We start from the raw sequence: 26,614 nt of genomic DNA, 5'->3' as shown, positions 1-26,614 counted from the left end.
CGATGGGACTATACATGGAGACGAACACTATAAATTAACGTAACTTCATCGGTATTTGGTGGCTATTGCCCCTGATGCCGCGCTGGCTGAAAATAGCTTTCCAATCAGGTCTAGAAATAAGGGGAACCGATATAAAGCGAGATGAGCAAGTATACTGTGTCTTGGATCAAGCTCTTCAATATGTTTTGCCGGCAGAAGCCAAGGAAGCAAACATACGGTGAAGGAAGTCCCATACTTTGCCGAGGTATGCTATAATGAAAGATACAGTGACGTTTGAGCCATATATCCAGTTAAGGAGCAACACATGCAGAAGGACTCCCAACCAGAAAGCCAGCCCAAACCTATTGTGAATGAAGACAGTACAGTCTTGCAATCTAATCTCTTTGGTGCTTCAACCGTCATTAAAGAGCCGGCTGACCCTTTGGAGATGCCCTTTCCTCCACTCGTACGTACTAATCCATTGACCGAACAGTCCAGCCTTGCCGCTTGTGCTATTCCTTATCGCCAGGAGCTTATGTTACGTGGTAAATCAAACTATACTGTGACTTGCTTTCTCTCAGATTTGAAAATGTTCAGCGATTTTGCCGGAGCCGAGACTCCTGTGGGCCGCATCTCTAAGGAGCAGCTTACAGACTGGCTGATGAAGCTGAAATTTGGCGTACCTGGTCGTATACCTGCCCCGAAGACCATGGCCCGTCGTGTGACCTTCCTGAAGAATTTCTTTTCCTGGCTGACGCGCGAAGGAGTTTTGCGTGAAGATCCTTCGCTAAGCTTAACGCTAGAGCGCCCTTTGCCGCCTCTGCCAGAGCTTTTGTTTGCTGATGAAGTACAGCGTCTGCTCAGGGCGGCCAGCGCAGATCCGCGCTGCCATTGCCTGGTTTATCTCATTCTCTATGCCGGGCTGAAGAAAGAAGAAGTGATGGGGCTAAAAATGGGCCACATAGATCTTTCTAATGCCAAAGCTCCGCTGGTGACTATCCATTTTGCCGCCTCAACAGGCAAACAGCACCGCGAGCGCCGTCTGACGCTCCCTGAAGAATTTACCGCAATTTTTAAGCGCTACCAGGATAAATATCATCCTACTGATGAGGTATTTGCCTGTACGGATCGAAATTTAAACTATATCCTGGCTCGGGCCGTGCAAGCGGCAGGGATCAAGAAACGCGTCACTTTACAGTTGTTGCGCGATACCTTTGCCGTGCAGTGCTTAAGAGATGGTGAGCCGCCAGATGCTCTGCGCGAGAAATTAGGGCTTTCCGATGAGGCATGGCTAGAATCAAGAGAGAAGTATCGTCGTCTCGCTTTTCCTAAATAATGAGGAGGTCGATGTGCTGACCTCCTCTTGTTTTCGCTTGCACTTATTGAATGACTATGGATGATACTGTGGCGGCATTTGTTGTTGGGATGGTGGTACCAGAATAAAACTTGCAGCTTTCCGCTTTAAAACACTATTTAGCAGCAATATGTTGAGAATGATAGCCCCGATAGCTAGCGGTCCCAGGCAGACAAGGCCGATGCCCAACGTAAAGACAGTGCCTAAGAGCATGAGGGGCCAGTAAATCAAAAAGCTACAAACAAGCAAAATGATGCCGACTGTTGTTTCGCGTGCCATGAGCCAGCCAACTCCAAATATGCCAAAGAGAGAAAGAATGATCTCAGCGATGAGAGCTGTATCGTTCTTATTAGAGACGGTAAAGCCCTGGGCGAATGTCGCTTGTCTATAGAGCGGGGCTGCATTGTAAGCAGGTGCGTAACCAGGATGAGAGGCGTGAGGGGAACTGTAGCCTGCCTGATGGGGGGTAGCCCTGCCGGCTTGTGGGGATATTGAACTTGCTCCAGATGAGATATGTTCCTCCTGGCTGCCTGGGGCATATTGTCCGTAGCTTGTGGAGGGCTCGGCATGTGTTTGGGGTTGGGGGTTAACCGCTCCGCAGGCTGGACAAACGATAGTGTTGTCAGCTATGGTGTTTCCGCAGCGTGTGCAGACCATAATAAACCAAATCCTTCTCTGGCTTAGTGCTGTCCTTTAGTCTTAGGCTATCTGACTTTTTAGTGGAAAGCTCAAGGCTAAATCTTGCATGATATTACATTATATTTATCTATTGTTAACTCAAGGAAGCAAAGTCTCTTCCAGCTAAGGAAGTGCGTTCCTTCAGGATTCATCTTTCCTACTATCAAGTATTCATTCATTGTACGTTACAGAGAAGCATAGGTTGTAGTCCATCTTTCTGGCGTGCTGATAATTTCTAGTGTGCCTGTCTGGGCTGTCTGCATGGTTTTCCAGGGACCGGCGAGAGAAGATGATAAAGGGATTACGTTCGCCTGGCTTGACTTGTTAAGTTGCTTGCTGAGAGTGGAGGGTGTGACGACGACTAATGTGGGATGAGCCAGCTTTAAAAGTATGGGTAAGGTGGCCGGAAAAGCTTTGCCCTGCTCGCTAACCAGCTGCACAACGTCGGCCTGGAGATAGCCGGGTCCACAACTTTGTAAGAGGCCCATTAAGGCGTACTGGCTCAGGCTTGTTACTCCTAAGAAGAGGATGCGCAGATGAGGCGTTATCAGTCGCAAGATGAGTCCATTATCGAACGCCTCTCTACTGCTTTTATGCAGCTGCGAAGGAGGCCAGAGGACCTGAAAGGTAAGCTCTGAACCCTGGGTAATAGCCGCCCCCTGGGCAACGGGCTTATAGGGAATACCATGCTGCTCTAAAGAACGACGCCACAGGGTATAGGCTATATTGGGGTGCAGCATTCCCGCGTCTATGGCTGTATTTATCTGGTAGCGTTGTACGATATCTTGCAGGCCGGTGAGATGGTCGGGACGAGGAGTAGTAAGAACGATAGTGTTCAGGGAACGTTGCCATATGGCAAGACGACTATCTAGCCCCTGCGCTAATGAAGTTATATCTGGCCCTCCGTCAATCAGGACAGCTCTATCATCGGGCGTGCGAATAAGAATAGCTTCGCCCTGGGGAGCCTGCTTAGCCGGCCCCACGCTGAGAAACGAGATGGTGAGCTGAGCCCCAGGAGAGAATGTCAGCATCCCTATGCCAGTGGCTAAGACCATAGACAGAGCGATGCCAAGTTGAACTAGCCGCCAGCTACGAGGCGATAAATGTAACAAGCTTGCGTGTTGGGCAACTGAAGAGGTGTAAGTAGTTAGCGCTGGCCATTTCCTCACGATGAATAGGGTCAGCAAAGCTAGCAGTATATAGTAGCTCCAGGCAGTAATACCATTGATATTGCTAGCCGCCAGGTAGGCCAGAGGCAAGTTGGCGCACCAGGTAGTGATTGTTATCATATACCAGAGCAGAGGCCAGGCTGCCCAACTGCAAGCCATAGCAAGTGGTCCAGAGATGAGACCTGCTATACCGATGCAGCAGCCCAGGGCGATAAAGGCACCAAGAAGTGGAACTGTGAGGATATTTGCCAGCGGTGCTATAAATGAGATGGTCTGGAAGTTTACGGCAAGAATGGGCATGGTGGCGATCTGTGCGGCCAGCGTTACCGCGCTAATTGTAGAGATATGTTCGCCGAGAGGAAGCCGTTCCAGCGGACGAAGCAGATGCTGAAAGAAGGGAGTGAGTATGACAATTCCGCAAGTTCCTAAAAAAGAAAGTTGAAAGCCCACATCCCAAATTACGAAGGGATTAATGAGACTCATGAGGAGAGCCGTCAGGGCTAGCGCTGTATAGATATTGTAGCGCCGTCCCAGGCGGGGCGCGACGATGAGTAGTGAGCCCATAATGCCAGAACGTACGGCCGCCGGGCCGGCCCCGCTGAGCATTGTATAGCTGCCAATACACAAGAGCGTTCCAACTGTAATGAGCCATGCTTTCCAGCCTCCGCGCTTTTGGGCCGGCAGGAGAAACTGATCCGCCGCTGGCCGTTTGTGCAGCCAGGATGTGGCGCTGACTACCAGCCCGGCCAGAACTGTCACCTTAAAGCCGGAGGGGGCGATAAGGTGTGCAGTACCAGTTACATTAAATATGGGCACAAGCGGCTTGAGGGCAGGCGTATGCAGGCTGAGTAGAATGGCGATCAGGAGCGCTGCGGCCGGCTCGGGCATGGCTCGTTCAATAGCTATGGCTAAAGCTGTGCGGAGACGATATAGGGCGGCGATGATCAGATTGGTATTCCTGCTTGTCACGCTTACCCGTGGAAAAGCCATCGTGGCCAGGATATCGGGTGGGCTTTGCTGAGGCGCTTGAAGCTTCCCCTTCAATTCAACTGTATCTCCATAATTGGCTCCATAAGGGTTATCGGCGCCGTTTTCTAGTTCCCTGACCTCTAGTCGCCCATCGGTAATTTGCCAGCTCTTACCATTATCAGTGCTCATCTTATCTGCCGAGATAATGAGTACCCGGCTCCGCCCTTCGGATTTTGGTTCATCTGAGACTATGCCATCAATAGTCAGTGAATTTGTATTAAGCAATCTAGCAATGCTGTGTGGGTCGTTTAACGGAGAGGCTAGGGAAAAACGTAGCCCTCCCAGCAAGAGGCACAGAACAAGGCCCATAACGAAACGTCCTTGCCGATCATGCCAGAGCAGAGCAAAGAAAATAGAAGCCGCTCCAAGGTCGATAAGTAGAGCAAGCGGTGGTAGAGGGAGAAGGGAATCGAGGAGCATGCCCACTAACCACGAGCCCGCTATGCCAACTAAGGTCAGTCCTCGCATATCAAATTCTCGCTACTATTTAGTTTTTGCCTATTAGAGAAACAGAAAGCTTAGCTTGACTGCGCTTTGTCCATTATCCAGGCTTAAAGAAAAGGAAGCCTGTGCTAAATGCTGGCGATTTACTATAGCGATAGCTGCCTCCTGCCTGATTATTGTTAAGCTGTGAAAAGCTGCTGACGTTTTTGCAAGCAAAGTTCCCCCTGTTTGCAGTCAGCGCAAGTTGCCTGCATAGAAGACCATATAAATTTACGAGATGCTGCTAGCGATTAATGGCTTGTGTGACGAAGGCCGTGATGCTGGGTACGAAGTAGATAGCCAGGGCGATACCTAGCGCGATACCTATAAGCCGACCTATCTGCTTCCCTCGGCGGCCTCCCTGTCCGATGTTCTCGTCAAGCGAATTAGCAATGATCCAGCCTAGCAACGTACCGGCAAGGGCGCCCACTACTGAGCCGGAGGCCAATCCTAGCAGAATAGCTATAACCCAGATTACGATATTGAGAACACTGAGCAGACTGTTAGAGAGTGCCATCAAACGGTGACCATTCCTTTGATCTTATTAAAAATTGTACTGCTTACTACCTGCGATAACTGTTCTACGGATGTATAAGGGCCTTGTTGCATACGATAGTTCACGATGGCTTGTGCTGTAGTGCTACTGATATGGAGGTTCTTGCGCAGGTCGTCAGCACTGGCCGTATTAATGTTAACGAGCTGACCGGGTGCCGTGGTGCCACCTGTACCGCCTGTCGCGCCACTATTTGAGCTAGTCGAGGCCGGACCCGGGACGCCTCCCACATATGTTGGGGGACGCTCTCCCACGATGGTTACATACACCTCTTGCCCATCATTTAATTTAGCAGCAAGATTGAGCGCGACCAGGTTTGCATTGGCCTGGGGACCACCTGCAGCCTGGAGCAACTGATAAACGCGCGCGTCTCCTGTCAGCTTATACACGCCTGGATGCTTGACTGCTCCTGTTACATAGACTTCGATGGTAGGGCCTGTGTTAGTGGAAGCCGCTGATGCATTGGGTGTGGTTTTGGCTGGATTAAAGGATTGCCCGCTTGAAGACGAAGCTGTCGAGCTGGTGTTGCTGGGCCGCCAGATGAAATAGAGGGTTAAAGCCAGGGCAAGCGCAAGCCCAAGAGCGATGCCACGCGTAATGTAGCGTTTCCGCTTCTCGCTCGTCAATTGCTCAGCTGAAGTATCGAGGGCCGGATGTGGTATTGTCGGTTGCTGCGAGATGTGGTCCTGAGACGGCTCGTGCTGGTGAGCAAGTAGAGATGGCTTTATTTCCATGATTCAACCGCCGGCACAACTTCTTCCAACCCGAAACCTGGAAAAAGGTAACGTACCGCTCCTTTCTTTACTTCCGGTAAGCTTGTGCTTTCACCGCTGAAGCTTAGCAGCTAAAGCGATGAGCGTCAATTCGTATAAATGATGATTTAGCATATATAAATCTAGGAAGCTTGTTTTCGTAGGCTAAAAATAAAGTAACCTGCTGAGCGGAGAAAGCGTTGCTGATCATCTGGCCAATTGTAGGCTTGAAAGCAGTTGACGAGTATGGTATCATACCTGATGAAGTCCCCGTAGCTCAGTGGATAGAGCACCGGTCTCCGGAACCGGGTGCGCAGGTTCGATTCCTGTCGGGGACGCTTTGATTCTCCACTTGTATAAGCTACATCAGGCTCCTATCTTCACATGTTTTTAAGCTGTGGTAAAGACTGTGCCTCCCTTCTCGTTATCCTTAAATAGCAAGCAATGAGTACGGACAAATCCAATTATCATTGATCTCATTATATCAGATAGAGTGCTAAAATAGATTTTAGAGGAAACAAGAAATTTGCTGCTCTATATTTCGCGCGAATACAGGAAGAGAGGTAATAAAACTGGCTTTCTGGACAAATAGTGGAAGAAGTTATTCTGGTTAATATAAATACAACTTGAGGAGAAGAGATAGAGCCATCTGCCTCAGAGACTAGATCTGCATAATAGTGTTGCCATGGGTAGATAGCTAACAAAAGGGCTTGCTAGCTTGGCTGAGCCCGACCGGCTAGAGATAACCCAGCAACCACAGACGACCGGCTGCTCTGTCAGGTAATATTTCTATCTCTGAGAACATGTGTAATTTGTTAAAATGCAAGTAAAGCAGCACAAGGAGCCACTTTAAGCACCTCGGCTTAACGTCACTAAAGCTATTTCACGCATATTCAAAACTTGACGGATGACAAGACAATATGATAAATAATAATGACGTTCTACTGTAAGCTTTATCAGATCTATACTCAGGTATATACCAGCCTGAAGTGATAGTAATCTTCAAGATGCTTAGGGACCTCGTGCTGGCAATTAAAGTCGAAAATAGCAGACTTTCTGATGGAGGAAGTTTTTTTAATGGTCAATTATATCTGGGTTCCCATTGGTGTGGGCCTTCTTGCTGTGTTGTTTGCAGCTTACCTTGCCTTTTATGTGCTTCGTAGGGATACGGGGACTCCTGGCATGCAGAAGATCGCGAAAGCTATTTTCGCAGGCGCAACAGCCTTTCTCAATCGTCAGTACCGGACGATTGCGATGCTTTCTGTTCTTGCTGCCGTTCTTGTTGCATGTGCTCTTGCTTTTCTCGGTCAAGGTTCGCAAGCTGACAAAATCAACCTTGCATGGCATACGGCCGTTGCCTTCCTGGTAGGGGCTTTCTGCTCCGGTGTTTCTGGCTATATCGGCATGTACGTTGCCGTACAATCGAATAGCCGCGTTGCCAGTGCTGCTCGGCGCAGCCTGGGAGAGGCGCTGGTTGTCTCTTTGCGCGGTGGTGCTGTTTCTGGCTTTCTCGTGGTGGCCCTTTCCTTGCTGGGCGTCTCGATCCTCTTCTTGCTCTTTGGAGGACTGGCTCAGCCGGGGATAGCTCCTTCTCTTATTATTGGCTTTGCCTTCGGCGCTAGCTTTGTAGCTCTCTTTGCCCAGCTTGGCGGTGGTATTTATACAAAGGCCGCAGATGTGGGGGCTGACCTGGTAGGTAAAGTAGAGGCTAGCATCCCTGAGGATGATCCACGCAATCCGGCGGTCATTGCCGACCTGGTAGGGGATAATGTGGGCGACTGTGCTGGACGTGGTGCTGATCTTTTTGAGTCTACCGCAGCCGAGAATATTGGCACAATGGTGCTGGGCGTAACCCTGTTCCAGGCTACCGGTAATGTCGGTTGGATGCTCTTCCCCCTTGTGCTCGGCGCCTTCGGTATTATCGCGTCGGCGATTGGCGTGCTCTACATTCGCGCTTCAGCTGTGGTAGAGCCAGACAAGGCCTCTGGACGTGATCCCAGCCAGATTGCTATGAATCAGCTTAACATCGGCTATTATATTACCTGTGCCATTTCTGTTATCGGCGTCTTCGTCGGTAGCTATTTGCTGGTGGGACAGAGTAATGTAGCTGCCAACATGGGCATTCCTGCCTGGGTCTGGTACGGACTGGCCGGCTGCGTGGGAATTCTCATGAGCATTGCCTTTGTGTTCATTACGCAATATTATACCGCTGGTACCTGGAGACCCGTACGCGAAATCGCCGAATCCGCGATTACTGGTCCCGCAACCACAATTCTCTCTGGCATAACCATCGGTTTCGAGTGCGTGGTCATGCCTGTGCTGGCAATTTGTATTGCCCTGGGTGTGTCCTACTTCCTGGGAAGCCAGGTACATATGCCTGTAGCTCTGCAACAACAGGGCATCATCAATGTCAGCGGCATTTTCGGTACAGCCGTGGCGACAGTGGGTATGCTGATGAGCTGCTCTTACATTCTGGCGATGGATACCTTCGGTCCCATTACTGACAATGCTGGCGGTATCAGCGAGATGGGCGGCCAGGCAGAATCCGTACGTGATATCACTGATGCGCTCGATAGCGTAGGTAATACAACCAAGGCACTTACCAAGGGGTATGGTCTGGGTTCGGCTGCTCTTGCGGCTTTCCTGCTCTTTAGCGCCTACCTTGACGTGCTTTACAGCTTTAAGCACAACCCTGCAGTGTATCGTGTTGACCTGGCGAATATCACGATATTCATAGCCGCTCTCATCGGCGTGACGCTCATTTTCTTCTTCTGTTCGCTGGCTATTCGTGCTGTGAGTACGGCGGCCAAAGCTATGATTGAAGAGGTACGCCGTCAGTTCCGCGAGCAGCCCAACATTATGGCTGAGAAGGAAGAAGATCGCGTCGATCCTGATTATGCGCGCTGCGTTGATATCAGCACCAACGGAGCCTTAAGAGCTATGGTTCTGCCTGGTGCTATCGCTGTACTCACACCTATCGCTGTCGGTGTTATCTTAGGACCACAGGCGGCAGCAGGTCTGCTCATGGTTGGTACAATGGGCGGTATCGTGGTTGCGCTCTTCCTCAATAACGGTGGTGGTGCCTGGGATAACGCTAAGAAATATATCGAAGCTGGATTTTTACGCGTGAATGTAAAGGGCCAGGTTGTCGATGCTAGCGATCCCGATGGTATTGTCCTTGGGAAAAAGAGTGAAGCGCATAAAGCCGGCGTCATTGGCGATACCGTTGGCGATCCATTTAAAGATACAGCCGGACCTTCGCTTCACGTGCTCATTAAGCTATTGAGTACAATCACGTTGGTGCTGGCTCCTCTCTATTACTTCCTGCATCCCTAAGCTGTCAGCGCGAAGGATTGGTATTAGCGCTTGAGAGAGATCTGGAGGGGGAATAGATCAGAGTAGTTGTCTGATCTTCCCCCTCTATTTTTGTGCCTGTTGCCTGGGCGCTTTGTACTCATTTTCAATTGGGGTGAAGCCTGTAGAGAGAAGGCTGCGTGTTGATAGTACAGGAAACGAGAAACTTGCGGTGCAGAGAGGAGAATAGAGAGCAAAGATGAGTACAAGTCATACTAAGGCTGTTGAGCAATTTGATGCAGTTATCGTAGGCGCTGGACCAGGTGGAGAGGTTGCGGCTATCCGCTTGCGAGGGCAAGGTTTGCGTGTTGCTTTGATTGAGCGGGAGCTAATTGGCGGTGAATGCGGCTATTGGGCCTGTGTGCCTTCAAAAACGTTACTGAGGGTCACGACTGCGGTTTCAGAGGTTCGGCATATAGCCGGTTTAAAGCCCCCTCCTATTGATTGGGGCGCGGTTTCCGGCTATCGCGATTATATGGTGCGCGACTTTGACGATCGTCAGCAGGTGCAAGAGTATGAACAGAAGGGAATTACCTTTATCAGAGGAGAAGCGCATCTCAAGGGTCCTGGCCGTTTGGAAGTAGCGAAAAGGATTGTAGAGACCCCACATATTATTATCGCTACAGGTTCTCAACCTCGTATCCCTGCTATTGAAGGCCTGGAGCAAGCTGGCTATTGGACCAACAGGCAGGCGACAGCTTTTACCCAGGTCCCCGAGAGTGTCGTTATCCTGGGAGGAAGTGCGCAAAGTGTTGAACTAGGGCAGATGTTTCGACGTTTTGGGGCGGCGGTAACGCTGATAGAACGTGGTTCATATCTGTTGCGGCGCGAAGAACCGGAACTGGGTACACTGCTGGCTGACTACTTGCGCGAAGATGGTGTTGTGGTAGAGCTCAAGAAGGAAGCTGTGCGCGTGGAGGTTGAAGCGGATGGAACGCGTGTTGTCCATCTTAATGACGGAACGCAGGCGCGCGGACGGCATATAATTGTGGCTACTGGTAGGGCCCCCAGAACGTACTTTCTAGGTCTGGAAGAGGCTGGAGTAGAGGTGACAGAGCATGGTATCCGTGTAGATGAGTATTGCCGTGCTGCGCCGGGTATCTGGGCAGTTGGTGACGTTACGGGGATCGCAAAATTTACTCATGTGGCCCAATATCAAGCTCGCGTCGCTGCTGATGACATTCTGGGAAAGCCGCACCCGGCGAAGTATAACGCTGTTCCGCGCGTCGTCTTCTCTGATCCCGAAATTGGTGCAGTAGGTTTGACGGCTGAGCAGGCCCGTACACAAGGTCTGGAAGTCGTCACGGCCGCAGTTGATTTCGCCCGAACCCTGGCTCGTCCTTCTACGTATGGGAAGAATATTAATGGCCGCCTGGGCTTAATTGCTGACAAAAAGCGGGGCGTGCTGGTTGGGGCCTGGGGGATTGGCCCGGAAGCTGGAGAGTGGATTCATTTACCAGTACAGGCTATTCACGCGGCGACCCCGGTCTCGACGCTACGCGATATGATAGTACAATTCCCCACATTTAGCGAATCTTTCTTCTATGCCCTCCAGCAGCTTGACGTATAGCTTCTGTTGCTGTTTAGCTCCAGGGGCTTTGAAGCGCAGGGGCTAGATATGAGGCTACGGGAAGCGATTAGGGAATTGGCTGTTACTAGTGCCTGAACACAGAAATTGAGCCCGATGCTTGATTAATTCCCATAGCCTTGTATGCATTTGCTTACTCCATCCCCTATGCTAAGTATTCGCTAGCGTTTTGGCAAACATTATGTTATGAGGTCCTCACTGTGGCGGAAAGGGGAATGAGGCGCAATTCGCTCGATTGTGGCGTTCCTTGTCAATCTGCTTCATTCACACATCGCTTGCATCTTGCTGGATCAGATCAGAATGTTTGTGTACTAATATTAAATTAGCAACTTGTAAATAGATCGTATGGATGATACGATAACTGTGGAGGTAGGTGGTAAATGGCCTACCACGTGGTAGGCCATTTACCAGTAGGGAGCTGAATAGCACTATTGTTATCGGCAATATGGCAGATTTTCTGTGTAATTGTATTATTAAGTTAGTCGAAAAAATCTATGACCATCTATGGCCGGTACGTGGAATAGCGATAGGAAGCTCCTATACCGATCATAACTGATCAATCGACTAGAGATATAGGGCCATGAGAGGCTCTGCTGCCAAGAAGAGGAGAAATAACATGCGCATTGTTGATCTCTCACATTATTTCGACAATGATATGCCAGTCTATCCAGGCATACCTCGCCCCTTGTTTAAGGATATTGCCACCCTTGAAGAGAATGGCTATGGGATGTCTGAATATCGTTTTATCAACCATACGGGAACGCATATAGATGCCCCATCGCATCATGTTCCTGGCGCCTCGCTCGATGACATTCCACTGGAACGTCTGGTGACGGATGCAGTGGTGCTGAATTTTACTGAGCATGAGCGAGGAGCTATTACAAAGGCTGAGATAGAGCCTTTTCTAGAGCGCATCAAACCAGGAGATATTGTCCTGATCAATTCAGGTGGATACCGCTATTGGGGAACTGATAAATACTGGAATGGCTGGTGTTATCCGGATGCAGAAGCTTCGCAGGCACTTCTAGAAAGAAAGATATCTGCTATTGGCTTTGATGGTCCATCTTCTGATCCAGTAGAGACAACTACTTATCCTCTCCACAGAATCTGGCTTGGTGCTGGTTGTCTGATTATAGAGAATCTAACCAATCTTGATCAGTTACCCGAACGCACATTACTTGTCGTAGCTCCTTTGAAGGTTAGAGCCTCAAATGGTTCGCCTGTTCGCGTCCTGGCGCTGATAGATTAGCCGGGCAAGCCTGGCTGAGAGCCCTGGAAGGAGGTATGAAAATCTGTTTCCAGAGCTCTTATATAGACATTTGTTGAAAAAGTATGAAAATCACATACTCTTTAGATCGTTATCCAATATCGTCTTCGCTTATTTCCAGGCCATCTTTTCCACCATCAATAAGAATGCTGATAATGCCGTAGTGGGCAGAGTGAGCATTTCATCACCCACCTCGATTGAGTCTTAGCCTGCGTTCATGCCCTTTCAAGAGTTGGAGTCCGTTCGCGAGGAGCCTAGAATTACGAGATCGAGATGGCGTAGATGCTCGGGGTCGGCGACCACATTGATCTCGGCGATCTTGCCGCTCTTAATAGTGAGGCTGAAGACGAGGAACCGTTGTCCACGCTGGGCCATAGCTCCCACTGCTCCATTCACTAGCGCCGGTTTTACTCCTCTGGCACGCCCGGAGAACTGCGAGGCTACAGCTCTTGCACCATGGACTTCGCCTGGCGCGCCTATAGATACGGCGGTGCGGTCGGCACGCAATACCACATCTGGATCGAGCAGCGTGAGCAGTGTATCGAAGTCCCCATCGCGCGAGGCTTTGAGGAAAGCATCGACCACTTCTCGGCTTCTTGTATCATCCGCCTCCTTTCTCATCGTAGCCTTCCGCACTCGGTTACGTGCGCGGCTTGCCAGCTTCCTTGCCGCTAACTCAGAGCATCCAACAATGGGGGCAATCTCGTTGAAGGGCACGGCGAAGACATCGTGCAGCACGAAGGCCAGGCGCTCTGCTGGAGAAAGTGTGTCCAGGACTATCAGTAGTGCCTGACCAACCGAGTCGGAAAGCTCCATCTCTTCCGCGGGGTCGATCCGTCCCTGTGGGTCAACGTCAGGTTCTGGCACAACCAATCCTCCGGGCTCCTCACGACGCGCTTTGCGCGAGCGCAGCATATCCAGGCAGATCCGCGCAACTACTGTGGTCAGCCAGCCGTGTAGATTCCCGATCCCGATCGTCTCGGAACGGCTGAGATGTAGCCAGCCCTCTTGCACGGCGTCCTCCGCTTCTGGGAGCGAGCCTAGCATGCGGTAGGCTACCGCCCGCAGGTGAGGGCGTTGCGCCTCGAATTGTGCAGCCAGCCAGTCGTGTTCGTCCATTTCTCATCTTCCCTTTCGCTCATCGGTCACACTTCTTTGGTGTGTTGCATCAATAAAGTGACGGATGAAGCCCACCCGATGTGACCACTTCCTGTGGCATGGCCGACGATGAAGCACCTGCTTAAGACGCTTCAATCAAAGCTAAGTCTCTCTTTTGCCTCCTCCCCTTTTAAAATCCCCGACCTGTACCGTCTATACTTTGGAGTATAATCAACAGCAAATGCAAATGACCATAATATATTTTTTTAGTTCTGTTATAGACATACGCTTTAAAGAACACTAAGCTGACAGCAGGCCTAAATGGATGGTTTTCGTACCAGATCACCTGGATGGTAGGCTTCCACACGTGAGTGGACGACGACGCCAGCCGTCATAGGAGCGTAAAAGGGGGCGATCCAGGCAACACCGGCCTGTTTGTAGCAGCGTACCAGGGAGGTTAGCAACCAGTAAGGAATAACCCCATCAATGATCAGACCTGTTTCAGTGGGAACAGAAGGAAATGGCAGTGGATTGGGCTGAAAGTAATCTAAGTGTTTCTCAGGAATGTTAATCGAGAGAACTGTTACGTCCGAGGTCTGATGATTTTCTATCTGGACTTCAGGAGTTTTTCTGCCACTGAGGTAAACGGGCAAGGGCTGAATCCATCCAAAGGGCAGCCTGGGATCAAACTGATAAAACGGAGCCGGGTTTGCATGAGCCGCCAGAGCGGCATATGCCCAGTTAGGACCCTTACCGTATACCGCTAAAGGAGCGTTTTCGGGCAGGCTGGCCAGCAGGGATGGCAACATAACTGTTTGCAGATGGCCATCTGGCGCGATATCAAACAGATTGAGAGGCTCTGCAGGCGCTTGCCTGATGAACATGACCTCTAGCTCATGGGGTGAATATGACTGGAAGAGGTTGGCAATGCTATCAATCAGAGCCTCGAAGACTGGCCCTTGAGCTCTTGCGTTCTGGCCACGGATCAGACCCGTGATGTTTCCTTCTATGATTGGCGTTTGTGAGGTAAGGACAGAAGTTCCCTCTAGCTTGGATTGAAGGCGGGCAAGAGGGAGCAGATCGCAATCTGCTACTATGCTTTCCCATTGTTTAGTAGCAGCTGGCTTATCGTCGCGAAGGAGCAAGACTGCATGCGTACAATGCTGAAATATGCAGTATTGAGATGCGCGCGGCTCTCCGCCCATATCGACAAGGAAAGGGAGGCAACGATGTTCCAGGTCCTGGCAGATGCGCTGAACAAAGCTTTCTGGCCACTCGCCACGTAGAGGCCGGCGAATTTTATTTACGGTTTCTGGATCATTCTCCTGAGACCAGTTGCCCTCACCGTCTGGACAGGCCCGGATTGCGTGATGGCGAATGCCGCGAGCGTGTAGGGCATGCGTTAAGCTGTAAAACAGAACTGATTTGCCTGCATGAGCCGGACCTCCGACTACGATCGCAGGTAATAGATTGAGCATTGAATATCCTCCAACATATTTTTTTAAATAGAATAGGAGTTGATTACATTGGAACGAAAGCATGTATTGCTGGCAACTCTGGGAGGTCAACCACAAGTAGTTACCTTCACACTTGATCTTCTGCTTGATAGATTTCCCATTACTGATGTAATTGTTGTTCATCCCCGCGCTGCTCAGGCGCGGCTGCAGCATTCTCTTGCCTGTTTGCAGGCCGAATTTAATGGCGACTATTACAGACAGGCTGGACGTATCATTCATTTTCGTTCGCAGGTGTTACAGTATGATGGCAAGCCCATGGATGATATTGTTGATGATGATCATGCCGATGGGACATTAGACACGCTTCACCATTTGCTAGGCGAATTGAAGCGTCAGGACTATTGTATTCATCTCTCCGTCTCTGGTGGCCGTCGCCTGATGGCTTTGCTAGCCACCTCGGTTGCTATCCTAAATTTTGATCGCCACGATTCTATCTGGCATATCTACACTCCACAAGAGATTAAAGAGCGCGCCGCGGATGGCAAGATTATGCATGTCCCCACTGATGCCGGAGTTAAGCTTATTCGAGCTCCCTTCCCCTCTTTAGGCGCATATACTTATGCTTCTCCTCAATCGTTTCAGCGTGCCCAGCAAGAGCAACGCTTGCAGATGGATGCTCAGCAGCGTGCTACTTGCAAAAGCGTGGTTGAGCAATGTACGCCTCAGCAACTTAAAGTTTTGCGTGCCTTTAGCCAGGGCTTAAAGCCGCAGCAAGTGGCCAAGCAACTAAGCGTCGAGATCTCGACAGTTAATAGCCACAAAACCGCCATATTGCAGTATTGTCGTAATGCCTGGAATATCGCTTCCTCAGAACAGCTTAATTACTATTTTTTGCATACGAAATTTGCTGACTACTTTGATAACGATGGATAGAGTGTATACCCCTTTAACCTCAAGTACATCCTTAAAACCGATGATATTTTTCCCTACTTTTATGGATGTACTATCACTCCTGGCCTGTTAAACTAGGACAGGTAGGAACAAATGTTACATTTGTTATTGAAATACCTCGCGGCAGGAATGGAAGTTTCAAATAGATATAGTTGCATTGAGAGATAGGGGTAAGCCTGATGGCAAGGAAAAAAGCTCTATTAGTTGTCGCTGGAGGGAGAGCGGAGCCCGATATTTTAGTTTTGCAGTGGGTACAACCAGAATTGATAGTGTATCTGACTTCAGATGAGGGCTGGGTTTCTGAGAAAGTATTCATCGAGAAAGCTAAATCGATGTCTATTAAAGAAGAAAATATTATTCCAATCCGCAATGTCAACGCTTATAACCTGGAAGCCGGGATGCGGGCCTGTTCACTGGCCTGCGAGCCTTATACTGATACAGAGTGGGAATGGATATTTAGCATTGGCTCAAGCCCGAAAATCACAGGAATAGCTGCCTACGAAGTAGCCAAACAAAAAAACATTCCTTGCTTGTACGTTGATACGCGCAATGAAAAATTTGTTGCTCTGGCCAGGGAGCTGGAGGGTGATATTGGTGATATTTTTCATATCAATGTCCCTGAGTATATGAAAATGCAGCACCGTGATTTCCAACCTGCAAAAGAAGCTGGGTATCGTTCTACAGTAGAGTGCTGGAAGCATATAGCACAAGAAGTTGCTCTTTCCCCTGACGGACCAGGTTTTTGCCAGATTTTGAGGGAAAAGAAAGCGAGAGAAGCGGTTCAGCTTTCATCTACTTTAGCGCTATCTCCCCTTGTGCAAAATATTGCGAGATATGGGCTGCTAGAAATTAAGCAGAATGCTACCAGTGCATATGAGTGCTCCTTTACTTCAAGAGATGCTGCACATTTCCTTGGCACTGGTGACTGGCTCGAAGTATATGTGTGGTCTGAAGCAACGCAAGCAGGCTTTGCTGATGATTGTCAGTGGGGGCATGTAATTGTTGACGGAGGAGCCATCAATGAACTGGATTTGTCCCTCACTTATAAGGCCCAGCTTATCGTTGGTGAGTGTAAAACTGGTAATAGTTCATTTGCTAGAAAACATATTGATGCCTTAGATTCTGTAACAAATTTACTGGGTGGGCTTTATGTAACCAAAGTTTATATTACTGATCGGTCCAGCACCCTTAGGAACTTTGCCTCTTTTCAAGAGCAGGCAGGTCGACGCCGCATCGTTGTCGTCCCTGTAGAAGACCTGCCTAAGATCGGTAGTATTCTTGAGGAGCAAGCTCGTTCTCCCAAATATCCAAGGATATAATTATTATGCTAGTACTCAATTTTACGCATCCCTTGACCGAACAGCAACAAGCTCGCATTGAAGAGCTTGCCGACGCCAGGATAGAAGAAGTTCGCACGATCCCTGTGCAGATTGAGCAAGACAAACCGTTGGCGGAACAGATTGTCGCTATCGTCGAGGCGGCAAACCTGTCATCCACCGAATGGCAAACGCGGCCACTGCTGATCAATCCGCCCGGTTATGCGCCGGCGGCCTTCGTCTTGCTGGCCGAACTGCATGGACGCATCGGACACTTTCCAGCTTTATTACGCCTGCGGCCAAAGCAGGGCGCGCTCACAGCCTATGAAGTCGCCGAGTTGCTCAACCTGCAGGCCATTCGTGAGCAGGCCCGTAAGCGACGCTAAAGCGTCATAATCATGAACTAAATGTTTCCGTTGCTGGGAAAAGATGCAAGTTTCCGTGAAAGTCTCTAGCGGACCTCTGCTCGTGCGCTGGCCCGTGTCACATCGCCGGCTTGCTGCGCTGGCGCTTTGCCGCGTAGCTCGATCTCTTTCAAGAAGAAGAGCGTAATAAGCCCGACAAACATAATGCAGGTGCTTAGCACGAAAACGTTATGAATGGCCAGAGATAGAGCCATTTTCATCGCCGCTACTATTTGCTGGAAGAGATGCAAGCCCTGTGCCCCTTGCGCGGCAAAGCTGGCTCGAATCTGGTCCAGCGCGTCTGGCGAGAGTAAGGCCTGTGGATCGTTAAAGCGGGCCAGACCCTTGCTTGGGACAGCTTGTTTCACCTGTGGAGAAAGTACCCGATAGAAAGTGGTCAGATAGGTGTCATTCATCACTGATCCCATGGCCGCCAGAGCAATGGTACCGCCAATAGAGCGGAAGAAAGTAAGAGCGGAAGTCGCTTGCCCAATCTTGGTAGGGAGCGCGTTCTGCACGATCAGCGTATAGAGCGACATTCCGGTACCCATACCCAAGCCCATGATCAGCATCGCGAGCAAGACATCGTTATTGGTAGAATGGATGTCCAGGCGCAGCAAGAGTAACATTCCACATATGGTGATGACCATTCCAAGGATGGCTAGCACTTTATACCGGCCGAAGCGTGAGACCAGTTGACCCGAAACAACGCTGCCAGCAACAGAGGTAAGCATCAGCGGCGTTAGAATGAGGCCGCTACTGGTAATAGATGTGGCGATGACGCCCTGGACAAAAAGCGGAATGAAAAAGATACTCCCAAACAGGCCCATGCCGTATACCACGGTCACAATCGTGGAAACCGAGAATATGCTTGTCTTGAACAGGCTCGGCTCAATAATTGGCTGCCCACCGCGCCTTTCTAGGAATGCTTCGTAAAAGACAAAGGCTGTCAACGCGATAATTGTTAGCGCAAATAGACCAATAATAGGCGCCGAGAGCCAGGGAAATTGTGTTCCGGCCCAGGTGAAACCAAGCAATAATGGTACAGTGCCAATGATAAGCAGGGTTGCGCCAATGTAGTCAATGGAAATCTTGCCGGCTCTGCCGCGCAGTGAAGGCATAAGGAAAATTAAAACGAGTAGCGCGGCAATCCCGATCGGAATGTTGACATAAAATACCCAGCGCCAGGACGCATACTCTGTAAGCGAGCCGCCAACCAGCGGGCCGACGATAGAAGATAGGCCGAAAACCGCTCCGGTGACGCCCTGCCATCTACCTCGTTCGCGGGGAGTAAAGAGATCACCAACAATTGCGATAGCGATAGGCATAAGGGCTCCTGCTCCAATGCCCTGGAAGGCGCGAAAAGCGATAAGCAGGTTCATGCTAGCCGAGGCTCCGGAAAGCGCGGAGCCAATCAGAAATATGACCACCCCAAAGATAAAAATACCTTTACGGCCGAGAAGGTCAGAAAGCTTCCCATAAATGGGTACCGTAACGGTCGAAGTAAGCATATAAGCCGTCGTAACCCAGGTATAGCGATCGAAGCCCTGCAGGTCTGCAATAATACGCGGCATTGCTGTTGAGACGATCGTCTGATCGAGTGAGGCCAGCAGCATAACCAGCAAAACACCTGCCATAGTCAGATAGACTTCGCGTTGCGTAAAGCGTGACTGTTCGCTGTTCACTTCCTCATGTTGTATTGGATTGGTTTCTGTCTTCATATAGCCAAAACATCCTGAATCTTGGTACATTGATAAACACGCTGCTAACAACACGCTTGAGAGAAGGCTAATAGATCCACTTTTGGCGAGATTCGTAATAGATGCCCATATGCCTACAAAATAGCTGGCGCTAATCCTGCAAGGAGATGCAGCTAAAAGGCAGAAAGGGTAAGTACTATACTCGACCTTGCTCATTTCTATCTACAGGCTACAATGTAGGAGAACACTTTGCGAGATGATTGCGGGGAAGAGCCTTTTAATTGATCCTGTAGACGGGTGTAATCTGTGTACCGTTTGTACGTTTGTGAGAAGAGATTATACAGGAGCCGGAGAACTATGGACGCCGAGAACAAAAGCGTGGCCCAGATGAAAGCCGTGACTATTTCGCGTGAATACGGTAGTGGCGGTGGTGAGGTGGCGGCGCGCACAGCTTCACGTCTGGGATGGCAGCTTATTGACCATGAGATAGTTGCCCAGGTAGCGCAAAGGTTGCATATCAGCGAGAAGGAAGCAGAAGATAATGATGAATATGCTGAGAGCTTGACGGAACGTATTTTTCAAAGCTTACAGCTAATTCAGCCTACCATGCCGGTTACCGTACCCATCCGGGTAACCGTGAATTCCCTGGCCTTTCATGAGGCTCGTTGCCGCATCCTGGAAGCCGCGGCAGCTAAAGGGCATGTAGTGATTGTAGGACGCGGGGCTCAAGCTCTCTTTGCAAAACAACGCGATATGCTCCATATACGTATTGTTGCTCCCCTGGAAGCGCGTATTGCCTATGTTATGCAGCGCGAGAATCTGAGCCGCGAAGATGCTCGGGCCCGGATTCAGCAGAAAGATCAAGACCGGATTCGCTACCTGCAGATCTATTATCGAAAGCATCCAGCTGACGCCCATCTCTACGACCTGGTTCTCAATACAGCCATCCTCGATCTGGAAAGCGTTGTAGCGATAATTTATCGTGCTTTAGAGGCGAAGGCGAAGAGGCTTTCCTTAGCGACAGGAGAGCTGGGAGCTGTGCAGGGATTACCACCTTATCCAGGCTTACCAGGTGATATCCGCCCTCCCGAGAGTGCAGAAAGCTCTTCTATCTAGGCCTGAGCCCAGGTCTGGAATAGAGCCATTTGCTTTAGCGTTATATACTTTGGCCTTATTTCTACTCAGGTCTGTAAAAGTGCTAGAATAAGGTCTAGACGTCTGCCAGAGAAGTGTGTGGCAGACGTATCATTGTCTGTTTTGTTCCTTGCGTATTGAAGAGGAGACGAATATATGGCGAATCGTCCTTTAAAGCTTGGCTATAAGGCTTCCGCCGAGCAGTTTGGCCCACGGAAACTGCTCGACTTTGCAGTTGAGGCCGAAGCCCATGGGTTTGATAGTGTCTGGATCAGTGATCATTTTCAGCCTTGGCGTCATACGGACGGGCACGCGCCATTTGCTTTTTCCTGGCTTGGAGCCGTAGGAGAACGAACGAAACGCATTCTACTGGGTACAAGCGTTCTGACCCCTACATTCCGTTATCCGCCAGCCGTCGTTGCTCAGGCCTTTGGGACATTAGGCGTCCTTAATCCTGGGCGTATGATCCTGGGTGTTGGCTCGGGTGAGTCCCTCAACGAGGTAGCCGTTACCGGTGTAGAGTGGCCTCCGGCCAAAGAGCGCCTGGCTCGGTTGCGTGAGTCAGTAGATCTGATTCGGCGCCTCTGGACAGAGGAACTTGTCACGTTCGACGGCAACTATTATCATACGCGCAACGCGACTATTTATGATAAACCTGAGCAGCCCATTCCCATTTATATTGGAGCAGGTGGTCCCGTCGCCGCCAAGTTTGCTGGTAGAGCTGGCGATGGCTTTATCTGTACTTCTGGCAAGGGAGATGAGCTTTATCGAGACAAATTGTTGCCCTCCTTAGAGGAAGGTGCCCGTTCGGCTGGCCGTGATCCTGAGCACATTGATCGCATGATCGAGATCAAAGTCTCGTTTGATACCGATCGCGCGCGGGCTATGGCCGATACGCGTATCTGGGCGGCACTGGCATTATCAGCCGAGGATAAAGTAGCCATCCATGATGCGCGTGAGATGGAGCGCAAGGCCGCCGAAGTTGCTGACCAGGCCCATCGCCGCTGGCTAGTTTCTGATGATCCGGAAGAGCATATAGAGCAGATCCGCCCGTATATTGAGCTTGGCTTTAATCATCTGGTCTTCCACGCTCCAGGTGATGATCAGCCGCGCTTCATGCAGCTTTATGCTAAAGAAATTTTGCCACGTATCAGGCAGCGTTGGGGATAATAGCTAAATATAACTTGCTGAACTGCGGGGGAAGTAGCAAGAAAAATAGCCTAAACTGTTTTTCTTGCCCCTGCCCTGGCTCGCCATATTCTTCAACTAGAAAATCTTTGCATCTTCTCCTGAGATGCATTGCTACGATAGCATGCAATTGATATAATAGATTACGCTTCTTAAAAGAACTTCGCTATAATCTCGCCAGATCTCTTAGGATTTTCCATGGACGTATTTTCTATCCTTAAGAAGGTAGCAGAAGCGAAAGGCCTTTCTTTTAAATAGTGTCATATTTTAGCCCGTATCACTGATCTTAGTGTGTAGGAAGGATAATATGCCCAACTGGCCAGGGCCAGAAATTGCTTTTGTCGGAAACGGGAGGATTTTCGCTAGACCTGACTCTTTTTGATCGAGCGTTATCTTAAGCATAAAAGGAGCAGTTAATTTGGGTGAATTTCTGCTAGAAGTGCAGGATCTGAAGACTTATTTCAGAACTAAAGCTGGCCGCGTGCGTGCGGTAGATGGCGTAAGCTTTGCGATCAAGCCAGGCGAGAAGGTAGCTCTGGTTGGGGAAAGCGGGTGTGGTAAAAGTGTAACTGCGCTCTCCATTATGCGCCTTGTGGCTCAGCCAGCCGGGGAATATGCAGGGGGCGACATCTATTTTGAAGGCGAAAGTCTGCTTGACTTGCCGGAGAGCGCAATGCGTAAGGTGAGAGGGGCAATGATTGGAATCATCTTCCAGGACCCCATGACCTATCTCAACCCCACTATGACTGTTGGTAAGCAAATAGCCGAAGGGTTGCGCATCCATTTGAAGCTCTCCAAGGAGCAAGCGCGCCTGCGGGCTATTGAGCTTCTAGAACAGGTTGGTATTCCTGCAGCTTCCGAACGCGTTGATGCTTATCCCCATCAGTTTAGCGGTGGAATGCGTCAGCGTGTGATGATTGCGATTGCTCTGGCTTGTAGTCCTAAGTTGCTCATCGCTGATGAGCCTACAACCGCGCTGGATGTGACAGTGCAGGCGCAGATTCTTGAGCTGATTAATGGGGTGTGCAATGAGTTTGGCACAGCGCTGATCCTTATCACGCATGATCTCGGTGTAGTTGCAGGCATGGCCGATCGCGTGATCGTTATGTATGCTGGCCGGGTGGTTGAAGAAGCGCCAACTGATGAGTTGTTTGAAAATCCCAGGCATCCCTATACTATCGGCTTGCTTGAGTCGGTCCCACGCCTTGACGATAAAGTGCACGCAGAGCTGAAAACTATCGAAGGCACTCCTCCTGACTTGCTGCGTCCGCCAAGCGGCTGCCCTTTCATGCCGCGTTGTCTCTTTGCCCGTGATATCTGTCGCTCCATGCCCTCTTTAGATCCATTAGCCGGCAAGTCTGATCATCGCAAGGCTTGTTGGATTGATGTAACAGATCCGGCGCAGCGCGAGTATGCTGAGCGTCGTCGCCAGGCACGCATGGAAGCTCAGAAAGCTGCAACCAATATCGTGACCGATAAAGCGTCACAAACAGCGTAAGGAGGGATGAAAGACATGGCTGCTACACTTGTGGAAAACAGGACATTGCTCAAAGTGGATGAGCTCAAGATGTATTTTCCTCAAGGCGCGCGCCTTGCATGGAGCGCGGCCTCTACTGACAAGCCTGGATTGCGGAGAGTCGTAAAGTATTTGCGAGCTGTAGATGGCGTGAGCTTTTCTATTGAACGTGGGCAGACTTTGGGACTGGTTGGCGAGAGCGGTTCGGGTAAGACTACCATTGGACGCGCAATCGTACGCCTCTACGAGCCTACCGCGGGGCAGATCCTCTTTTGGGATAAGGATCAAGATAAAGAGCTAGATCTGGCCAGCTTGGATGGCGAGAAGTTGCGGCAGGTTCGTCGCCGCGTGCAAATGGTGTTTCAGGATCCATATGCTTCCCTTAACCCCCGTTTTACGATTGGTTCGTTGATCGCTGAGCCAATGCAGATCTACAATACAGGCTCAAAGCAAGAGATTCATGACCGCGTACTTGAATTATTGAAGGTAGTCGGCTTGCGTCCCGAATATGCTGATCGCTATCCCCATGAGTTTAGCGGTGGCCAGCGCCAGCGTATTGCCGTTGCGCGCGCCTTATCGATCAATCCCGAGCTGGTGATTGCTGATGAGCCAGTTTCGGCCTTAGACGTCTCTGTGCGTGCCCAGGTGCTTAACTTACTACAGCGTCTACAGAAGCAATTTGCCCTGACTTATTTGTTCGTCTCGCATGATTTGAGCGTGGTTCGTCACGTTGCCGATCGTATCGCAGTGATGTATATGGGCAAGATTGTGGAAATGGCTGATCGTGATGAGCTTTATAGCGCGCCTCTCCATCCCTATACGCAGGCATTGCTCTCGGCCATACCTATTCCAGATCCGCAGGTAGAGAAAAAGCGCCAGCGCATTATACTTCCTGGCGATCTGCCAAGCCCGATCAACCTTCCTACAGGATGTCGGTTCCGTACGCGCTGCCCCCTGGCCCAGCAAATTTGTAGCGAGGTTGAGCCTTCTTTTGAGGCCAAAGATGGGGGCTCGCATTTTGCAGCATGCCATTTTGCCCAAAAGCGTGCATCGTAACATTGTTACGTAGTATCTGGTAAAGAAAACAATAATTCATGAAGGACGGATTTGTATGACGGAGACCGCGAGAGTACGTGCGCGACAATTAGCTCACGATTTCATTCAGCGTGGCGATCCAATCGGGTGGTTTGAGACTTTATATGCTGAAGCAAAAGGGAATGAACGGGCCATCCAATGGGCAGATATGGCAGCAAACCCTAATCTTGTGAGCTGGTTTGAGAATAATGGCACACATTTTGCAGGAGCTAGATCCCTGGTGATTGGCTGCGGACTGGGAGATGATGCCGAATATATGGCCTCTAAAGGCTTGCAGGTGACGGCTTTTGATCTCTCCCCAACGGCAGTTTCCTGGGCTCAGCAGCGCTTTCCCGACACCCGCGTGCAGTATAGAGTAGCTGACGTGTGTAGCACACCACAAGCCTGGACAGGTGCATTTGACCTGATTATCGAATCTTATACGCTCCAGGTTTTACCAGTTGAAGTGCGCCGCCAGGCTATGGCCGCTATAGCTCAACTCGTGGCCCCCGCGGGAACACTTCTGATCATCACTCGGGGGCGCGATCCGGATGAAGATGAGGGCAAGATGCCCTGGCCTTTGACACGTGCTGAACTTGAGCTCTTTCAGACTTATGGATTGACCCAAGTTCGTTTTGAGGAATATCTGGATCAAGAGGAGCCCCCAGTCAGGCGCTTTCGGGTTCAGTATCGTAAATGAGCCTTCTTCCTCGCCCTGCACGTTCACATTCTCGCGGCCTTGAGAGGTGCGGCTAAATTTATTGACATTATGCGATAACAGAGCTATTCTATTTCTGGAAGATCTAAAGTATATCATTGTGCCGTGTCAAAAAACGGAGATGAATTCAATGACGTATACGCGACAGGCAGTCGGACAAATAGCTCTGCTTATTCTCGCTCTCGTAGGAATAGGTATATCTATTTACCTGACAATTGTGCATTATAATGCAGCCCCTCTGGTGTGCTCCACGAGCGGCCTTGTAGACTGTGAGAACGTACTTTCCAGCCCTTACTCTGTTGTGCCTGGTACACAGATCCCGATATCTGTTCCGGGCCTTTTCTGGTTTGTTGTGTATGCAGCTCTCTCATTTGGCGCCTGGCGGCTCTGGCCGGGCAAGCGCGAGCTGCGCATTGCTGAATTAGTGTGGTCGGCTCTGGGAATGCTTACGGTCTTCTACCTGGTTTATGCAGAGATTGTGCGCATTGGCAAGATCTGCGCCTGGTGTACAGGGGTACATGTAATTATTCTCCTGACCTTACTGATTGCGGTATTCCTTCTGCAGGAAGCGCCAGCAGACGAGGAGTACGATGTAGAGGAAGAGCCATCTTCTGTCACGGCCTTGCATGATTAAGACAGGCAAGTACCTTGTGGCTGTTGGTAAGGAGAAGCGCGCATAGCCCACTCGGTAGAGCTGCCTTCCTGCAGAGCGCTGAAGGCCTGGGCTCTCACTAACCTGGCTCTGGCAGGGGAGATGTATATTGGATGTCTGCCGGGGCCTATGGCTATTGGTTTGAGAGCAAGGCTTGAATGAGCTCCTGTTCGATCTGCTGCCATACTAACTGCTCAGCCTGCGCGAAATCCATGGCTTGCCTGTGCTCTGTCGCTTCGAGCATAGTGGAGAGAATGCGTTGGCGGAAGCCGGTCAGATAGGGCTTCTGTATGTCATGTGGCGGCAAGGCCCAGAGCTCAATGCTTTTTCTCTCGTAATATGCGTTGAAGTCGAAGGCAAGACCGAGTAGGTCGGCATAGCTTTGGGTAAGTGTAAGCTGATCAGCTTGAAAATAATTTGCCTGGGCACTGGAGATAAGCACTGCGCCGGCGATCTTATCTCCCCGTCGAATGGGGGCCGCTACTGCGCTGGCTTCCCAGGTCGCCTTATAGCCGGGATATAAGCTATCCTTATCGCGCAAGTCAGGATTCATTACCAGACGATGCGAGGTTACGGCATAGCCTGCCAGCGACTCAGACCCTAACAGGATCGCTTCTTGTTCCAGATGCTGTCCCCAGGGCGAGGTCCCACGGCCCAGGCACTCGCGTAAACTCCTTACCTTCTCCCCGTGGGATGGAGGCATGCAGCAGGCTATCATCACAGCCAGGCCCTGACGTTGAGCATCCAGGTGTTCAAGGATTTGCTGGACAACAAGATCGCTGAGTGATGTAAAGCGCAGGACGCGGGGGACCGTAACGTAGGTGCGAAAGACCCGAGCATAGAACTCGGATGGTATTTCGTGTGCAGCTGTTCTTCTCGCGTCATGAGGAGGCGAGATAGAGAAGTTGTGATATTCCTTCTGAATCAACTCCAGCAGGGTTTCACGCTCCATAGGAAGAACGTTAAGGAGATGGCGGAGATTCTGGGGGCGTGGATTTGACTCTTGCTTCGCCCAGCGGACCAGGGTAACGGGACTGACTCCAAGGGCCTGTGCAATACGTTCTCGCTCATGGGTGTTCTCGATACTCGCGCCCAGCAGCTCACGCCACGTTCGCGGTTTGTGCATTTTTCTGTTCCTCTTGCAGAAGCAGTCAGGCTATACCTTTCCTGCGTTGTTATATGCTATTGTTAGCATAGCAG

Annotated in this window: 21 protein-coding genes and 1 tRNA gene; 14 read left to right on the top strand and 8 right to left on the bottom strand. The window is 50.4% G+C overall.

Annotation, left to right across the window (positions count from 1 at the left end; translation table 11 throughout):
- Nucleotides 1-304 precede the first annotated feature (304 nt).
- Complete coding sequence (locus EPA93_RS21935; protein ID WP_129889560.1) at nt 305-1,315, top strand: tyrosine-type recombinase/integrase; 1,011 nt, start codon at nt 305-307, stop codon at nt 1,313-1,315.
- A gap of 54 nt (nt 1,316-1,369) precedes the next feature.
- Here EPA93_RS21935 and EPA93_RS21930 read toward each other — a convergent pair whose 3' ends face one another.
- From EPA93_RS21930 to EPA93_RS21915, 4 genes are all read right to left on the bottom strand, one after another.
- A complete protein-coding gene (locus tag EPA93_RS21930) occupies nt 1,370-1,990 on the bottom strand; it encodes a zinc ribbon domain-containing protein (RefSeq protein ID WP_129889559.1) in 621 nt (206 codons plus the stop codon).
- Between the two features lie 206 nt (nt 1,991-2,196).
- Entirely contained in the window at nt 2,197-4,677 is a 2,481-nt protein-coding gene (locus EPA93_RS21925) for a ComEC/Rec2 family competence protein (protein WP_129889558.1), read from the bottom strand.
- 259 nt (nt 4,678-4,936) lie between these two features.
- Nucleotides 4,937-5,209, bottom strand: a complete 273-nt coding sequence (locus EPA93_RS21920) for a hypothetical protein (protein WP_129889557.1) — start codon at nt 5,207-5,209, stop codon at nt 4,937-4,939.
- Nucleotides 5,209-5,979 (bottom strand): ComEA family DNA-binding protein, encoded by a 771-nt coding sequence (locus EPA93_RS21915; protein ID WP_129889556.1) that lies wholly within the window; start codon nt 5,977-5,979, stop codon nt 5,209-5,211. Before EPA93_RS21915 ends, EPA93_RS21920 begins: the two co-directional genes overlap by 1 nt.
- A gap of 284 nt (nt 5,980-6,263) precedes the next feature.
- Between EPA93_RS21915 and EPA93_RS21910 the strand changes: the two genes are divergently transcribed.
- The 4 genes from EPA93_RS21910 to EPA93_RS21895 all read left to right on the top strand — a co-directional run bounded on the left by EPA93_RS21910 (nt 6,264) and on the right by EPA93_RS21895 (nt 12,188).
- Nucleotides 6,264-6,335: transfer RNA gene (locus EPA93_RS21910), tRNA-Arg, on the top strand.
- Nucleotides 6,336-7,074: 739 nt separating this feature from the next.
- The gene (locus EPA93_RS21905) at nt 7,075-9,333 is read left to right on the top strand and encodes a sodium-translocating pyrophosphatase (RefSeq protein WP_129889555.1); all 2,259 of its coding nucleotides are present in this window, start codon (nt 7,075-7,077) and stop codon (nt 9,331-9,333) included.
- Between the two features lie 217 nt (nt 9,334-9,550).
- A complete protein-coding gene (locus EPA93_RS21900; protein WP_129889554.1) occupies nt 9,551-10,921 on the top strand; it encodes a dihydrolipoyl dehydrogenase family protein in 1,371 nt (456 codons plus the stop codon).
- A gap of 634 nt (nt 10,922-11,555) precedes the next feature.
- The gene (locus tag EPA93_RS21895; RefSeq protein WP_165423316.1) at nt 11,556-12,188 is read left to right on the top strand and encodes a cyclase family protein; all 633 of its coding nucleotides are present in this window, start codon (nt 11,556-11,558) and stop codon (nt 12,186-12,188) included.
- A gap of 243 nt (nt 12,189-12,431) precedes the next feature.
- Here the strand turns inward: EPA93_RS21895 and EPA93_RS21890 are convergent, their stop codons facing one another.
- Complete coding sequence (locus EPA93_RS21890) at nt 12,432-13,325, bottom strand: sigma-70 family RNA polymerase sigma factor (RefSeq protein WP_129889552.1); 894 nt, start codon at nt 13,323-13,325, stop codon at nt 12,432-12,434.
- A gap of 296 nt (nt 13,326-13,621) precedes the next feature.
- Nucleotides 13,622-14,782: a CRISPR-associated protein Csx3 gene (locus EPA93_RS21885; RefSeq protein ID WP_165423315.1), complete on the bottom strand. Its 1,161-nt coding sequence runs from the start codon at nt 14,780-14,782 to the stop codon at nt 13,622-13,624.
- A gap of 48 nt (nt 14,783-14,830) precedes the next feature.
- Here EPA93_RS21885 and EPA93_RS21880 point away from each other — a divergent pair, with 48 nt between their 5' ends.
- The 3 genes from EPA93_RS21880 (at nt 14,831) to csx15 (ending at nt 17,414) form a co-directional block, all read left to right on the top strand.
- On the top strand, nt 14,831-15,694 hold the full coding sequence (locus EPA93_RS21880) for a CRISPR-associated ring nuclease (protein WP_165423314.1): 864 nt from the start codon (nt 14,831-14,833) through the stop codon (nt 15,692-15,694).
- A gap of 197 nt (nt 15,695-15,891) precedes the next feature.
- Nucleotides 15,892-17,031 (top strand): Card1-like endonuclease domain-containing protein, encoded by a 1,140-nt coding sequence (locus tag EPA93_RS21875; RefSeq protein WP_129889549.1) that lies wholly within the window; start codon nt 15,892-15,894, stop codon nt 17,029-17,031.
- A gap of 5 nt (nt 17,032-17,036) precedes the next feature.
- Nucleotides 17,037-17,414 (top strand): CRISPR-associated protein Csx15, encoded by a 378-nt coding sequence (csx15, locus tag EPA93_RS21870; protein ID WP_129889548.1) that lies wholly within the window; start codon nt 17,037-17,039, stop codon nt 17,412-17,414.
- A 65-nt stretch (nt 17,415-17,479) separates the two neighbouring features.
- Here csx15 and EPA93_RS21865 read toward each other — a convergent pair whose 3' ends face one another.
- Entirely contained in the window at nt 17,480-19,153 is a 1,674-nt protein-coding gene (locus EPA93_RS21865; protein ID WP_129889547.1) for an MDR family MFS transporter, read from the bottom strand.
- Nucleotides 19,154-19,489: 336 nt separating this feature from the next.
- Here EPA93_RS21865 and EPA93_RS21860 point away from each other — a divergent pair, with 336 nt between their 5' ends.
- The 6 genes from EPA93_RS21860 to EPA93_RS21835 all read left to right on the top strand — a co-directional run bounded on the left by EPA93_RS21860 (nt 19,490) and on the right by EPA93_RS21835 (nt 25,396).
- Nucleotides 19,490-20,248: a cytidylate kinase-like family protein gene (locus tag EPA93_RS21860; RefSeq protein ID WP_129889546.1), complete on the top strand. Its 759-nt coding sequence runs from the start codon at nt 19,490-19,492 to the stop codon at nt 20,246-20,248.
- Nucleotides 20,249-20,422: 174 nt separating this feature from the next.
- Nucleotides 20,423-21,436: a glucose-6-phosphate dehydrogenase (coenzyme-F420) gene (gene fgd / locus EPA93_RS21855; RefSeq protein ID WP_129889545.1), complete on the top strand. Its 1,014-nt coding sequence runs from the start codon at nt 20,423-20,425 to the stop codon at nt 21,434-21,436.
- 436 nt (nt 21,437-21,872) lie between these two features.
- Nucleotides 21,873-22,952: an ABC transporter ATP-binding protein gene (locus EPA93_RS21850; protein ID WP_129889544.1), complete on the top strand. Its 1,080-nt coding sequence runs from the start codon at nt 21,873-21,875 to the stop codon at nt 22,950-22,952.
- 15 nt (nt 22,953-22,967) lie between these two features.
- Entirely contained in the window at nt 22,968-24,026 is a 1,059-nt protein-coding gene (locus EPA93_RS21845) for an ABC transporter ATP-binding protein (RefSeq protein ID WP_129889543.1), read from the top strand.
- 55 nt (nt 24,027-24,081) lie between these two features.
- Complete coding sequence (locus tag EPA93_RS21840) at nt 24,082-24,744, top strand: class I SAM-dependent methyltransferase (protein WP_129889542.1); 663 nt, start codon at nt 24,082-24,084, stop codon at nt 24,742-24,744.
- 148 nt (nt 24,745-24,892) lie between these two features.
- Nucleotides 24,893-25,396 (top strand): vitamin K epoxide reductase family protein, encoded by a 504-nt coding sequence (locus EPA93_RS21835; protein WP_165423313.1) that lies wholly within the window; start codon nt 24,893-24,895, stop codon nt 25,394-25,396.
- A 151-nt stretch (nt 25,397-25,547) separates the two neighbouring features.
- Here the strand turns inward: EPA93_RS21835 and EPA93_RS21830 are convergent, their stop codons facing one another.
- A complete protein-coding gene (locus tag EPA93_RS21830) occupies nt 25,548-26,540 on the bottom strand; it encodes a GAF domain-containing protein (protein WP_129889540.1) in 993 nt (330 codons plus the stop codon).
- Nucleotides 26,541-26,614 lie beyond the last annotated feature (74 nt).

This window comes from Ktedonosporobacter rubrisoli (genome assembly GCF_004208415.1).
GTDB lineage: Bacteria > Chloroflexota > Ktedonobacteria > Ktedonobacterales > Ktedonobacteraceae > Ktedonosporobacter > Ktedonosporobacter rubrisoli.
This window is presented reverse-complemented; position numbering and strand designations above follow the sequence as displayed.

What these genes read in the sequence shown, in the direction of transcription:
- EPA93_RS21930 (WP_129889559.1), bottom strand. Translation starts at nt 1,990, where the DNA reads ATGGTCTGCACACGCTGCGGAAACACCATAGCTGACAACACTATCGTT.
- EPA93_RS21865 (WP_129889547.1), bottom strand. Translation starts at nt 19,153, where the DNA reads ATGAAGACAGAAACCAATCCAATACAACATGAGGAAGTGAACAGCGAA.
- EPA93_RS21860 (WP_129889546.1), top strand. Translation starts at nt 19,490, where the DNA reads ATGGACGCCGAGAACAAAAGCGTGGCCCAGATGAAAGCCGTGACTATT.
- EPA93_RS21905 (WP_129889555.1), top strand. Translation starts at nt 7,075, where the DNA reads ATGGTCAATTATATCTGGGTTCCCATTGGTGTGGGCCTTCTTGCTGTG.
- EPA93_RS21830 (WP_129889540.1), bottom strand. Translation starts at nt 26,540, where the DNA reads ATGCACAAACCGCGAACGTGGCGTGAGCTGCTGGGCGCGAGTATCGAG.
- EPA93_RS21900 (WP_129889554.1), top strand. Translation starts at nt 9,551, where the DNA reads ATGAGTACAAGTCATACTAAGGCTGTTGAGCAATTTGATGCAGTTATC.
- EPA93_RS21890 (WP_129889552.1), bottom strand. Translation starts at nt 13,325, where the DNA reads ATGGACGAACACGACTGGCTGGCTGCACAATTCGAGGCGCAACGCCCT.
- EPA93_RS21935 (WP_129889560.1), top strand. Translation starts at nt 305, where the DNA reads ATGCAGAAGGACTCCCAACCAGAAAGCCAGCCCAAACCTATTGTGAAT.
- EPA93_RS21835 (WP_165423313.1), top strand. Translation starts at nt 24,893, where the DNA reads ATGACGTATACGCGACAGGCAGTCGGACAAATAGCTCTGCTTATTCTC.
- EPA93_RS21895 (WP_165423316.1), top strand. Translation starts at nt 11,556, where the DNA reads ATGCGCATTGTTGATCTCTCACATTATTTCGACAATGATATGCCAGTC.
- EPA93_RS21915 (WP_129889556.1), bottom strand. Translation starts at nt 5,979, where the DNA reads ATGGAAATAAAGCCATCTCTACTTGCTCACCAGCACGAGCCGTCTCAG.
- fgd (WP_129889545.1), top strand. Translation starts at nt 20,423, where the DNA reads ATGGCGAATCGTCCTTTAAAGCTTGGCTATAAGGCTTCCGCCGAGCAG.
- EPA93_RS21920 (WP_129889557.1), bottom strand. Translation starts at nt 5,209, where the DNA reads ATGGCACTCTCTAACAGTCTGCTCAGTGTTCTCAATATCGTAATCTGG.
- EPA93_RS21925 (WP_129889558.1), bottom strand. Translation starts at nt 4,677, where the DNA reads ATGCGAGGACTGACCTTAGTTGGCATAGCGGGCTCGTGGTTAGTGGGC.
- csx15 (WP_129889548.1), top strand. Translation starts at nt 17,037, where the DNA reads ATGCTAGTACTCAATTTTACGCATCCCTTGACCGAACAGCAACAAGCT.
- EPA93_RS21845 (WP_129889543.1), top strand. Translation starts at nt 22,968, where the DNA reads ATGGCTGCTACACTTGTGGAAAACAGGACATTGCTCAAAGTGGATGAG.
- EPA93_RS21885 (WP_165423315.1), bottom strand. Translation starts at nt 14,782, where the DNA reads ATGCTCAATCTATTACCTGCGATCGTAGTCGGAGGTCCGGCTCATGCA.
- EPA93_RS21840 (WP_129889542.1), top strand. Translation starts at nt 24,082, where the DNA reads ATGACGGAGACCGCGAGAGTACGTGCGCGACAATTAGCTCACGATTTC.
- EPA93_RS21875 (WP_129889549.1), top strand. Translation starts at nt 15,892, where the DNA reads ATGGCAAGGAAAAAAGCTCTATTAGTTGTCGCTGGAGGGAGAGCGGAG.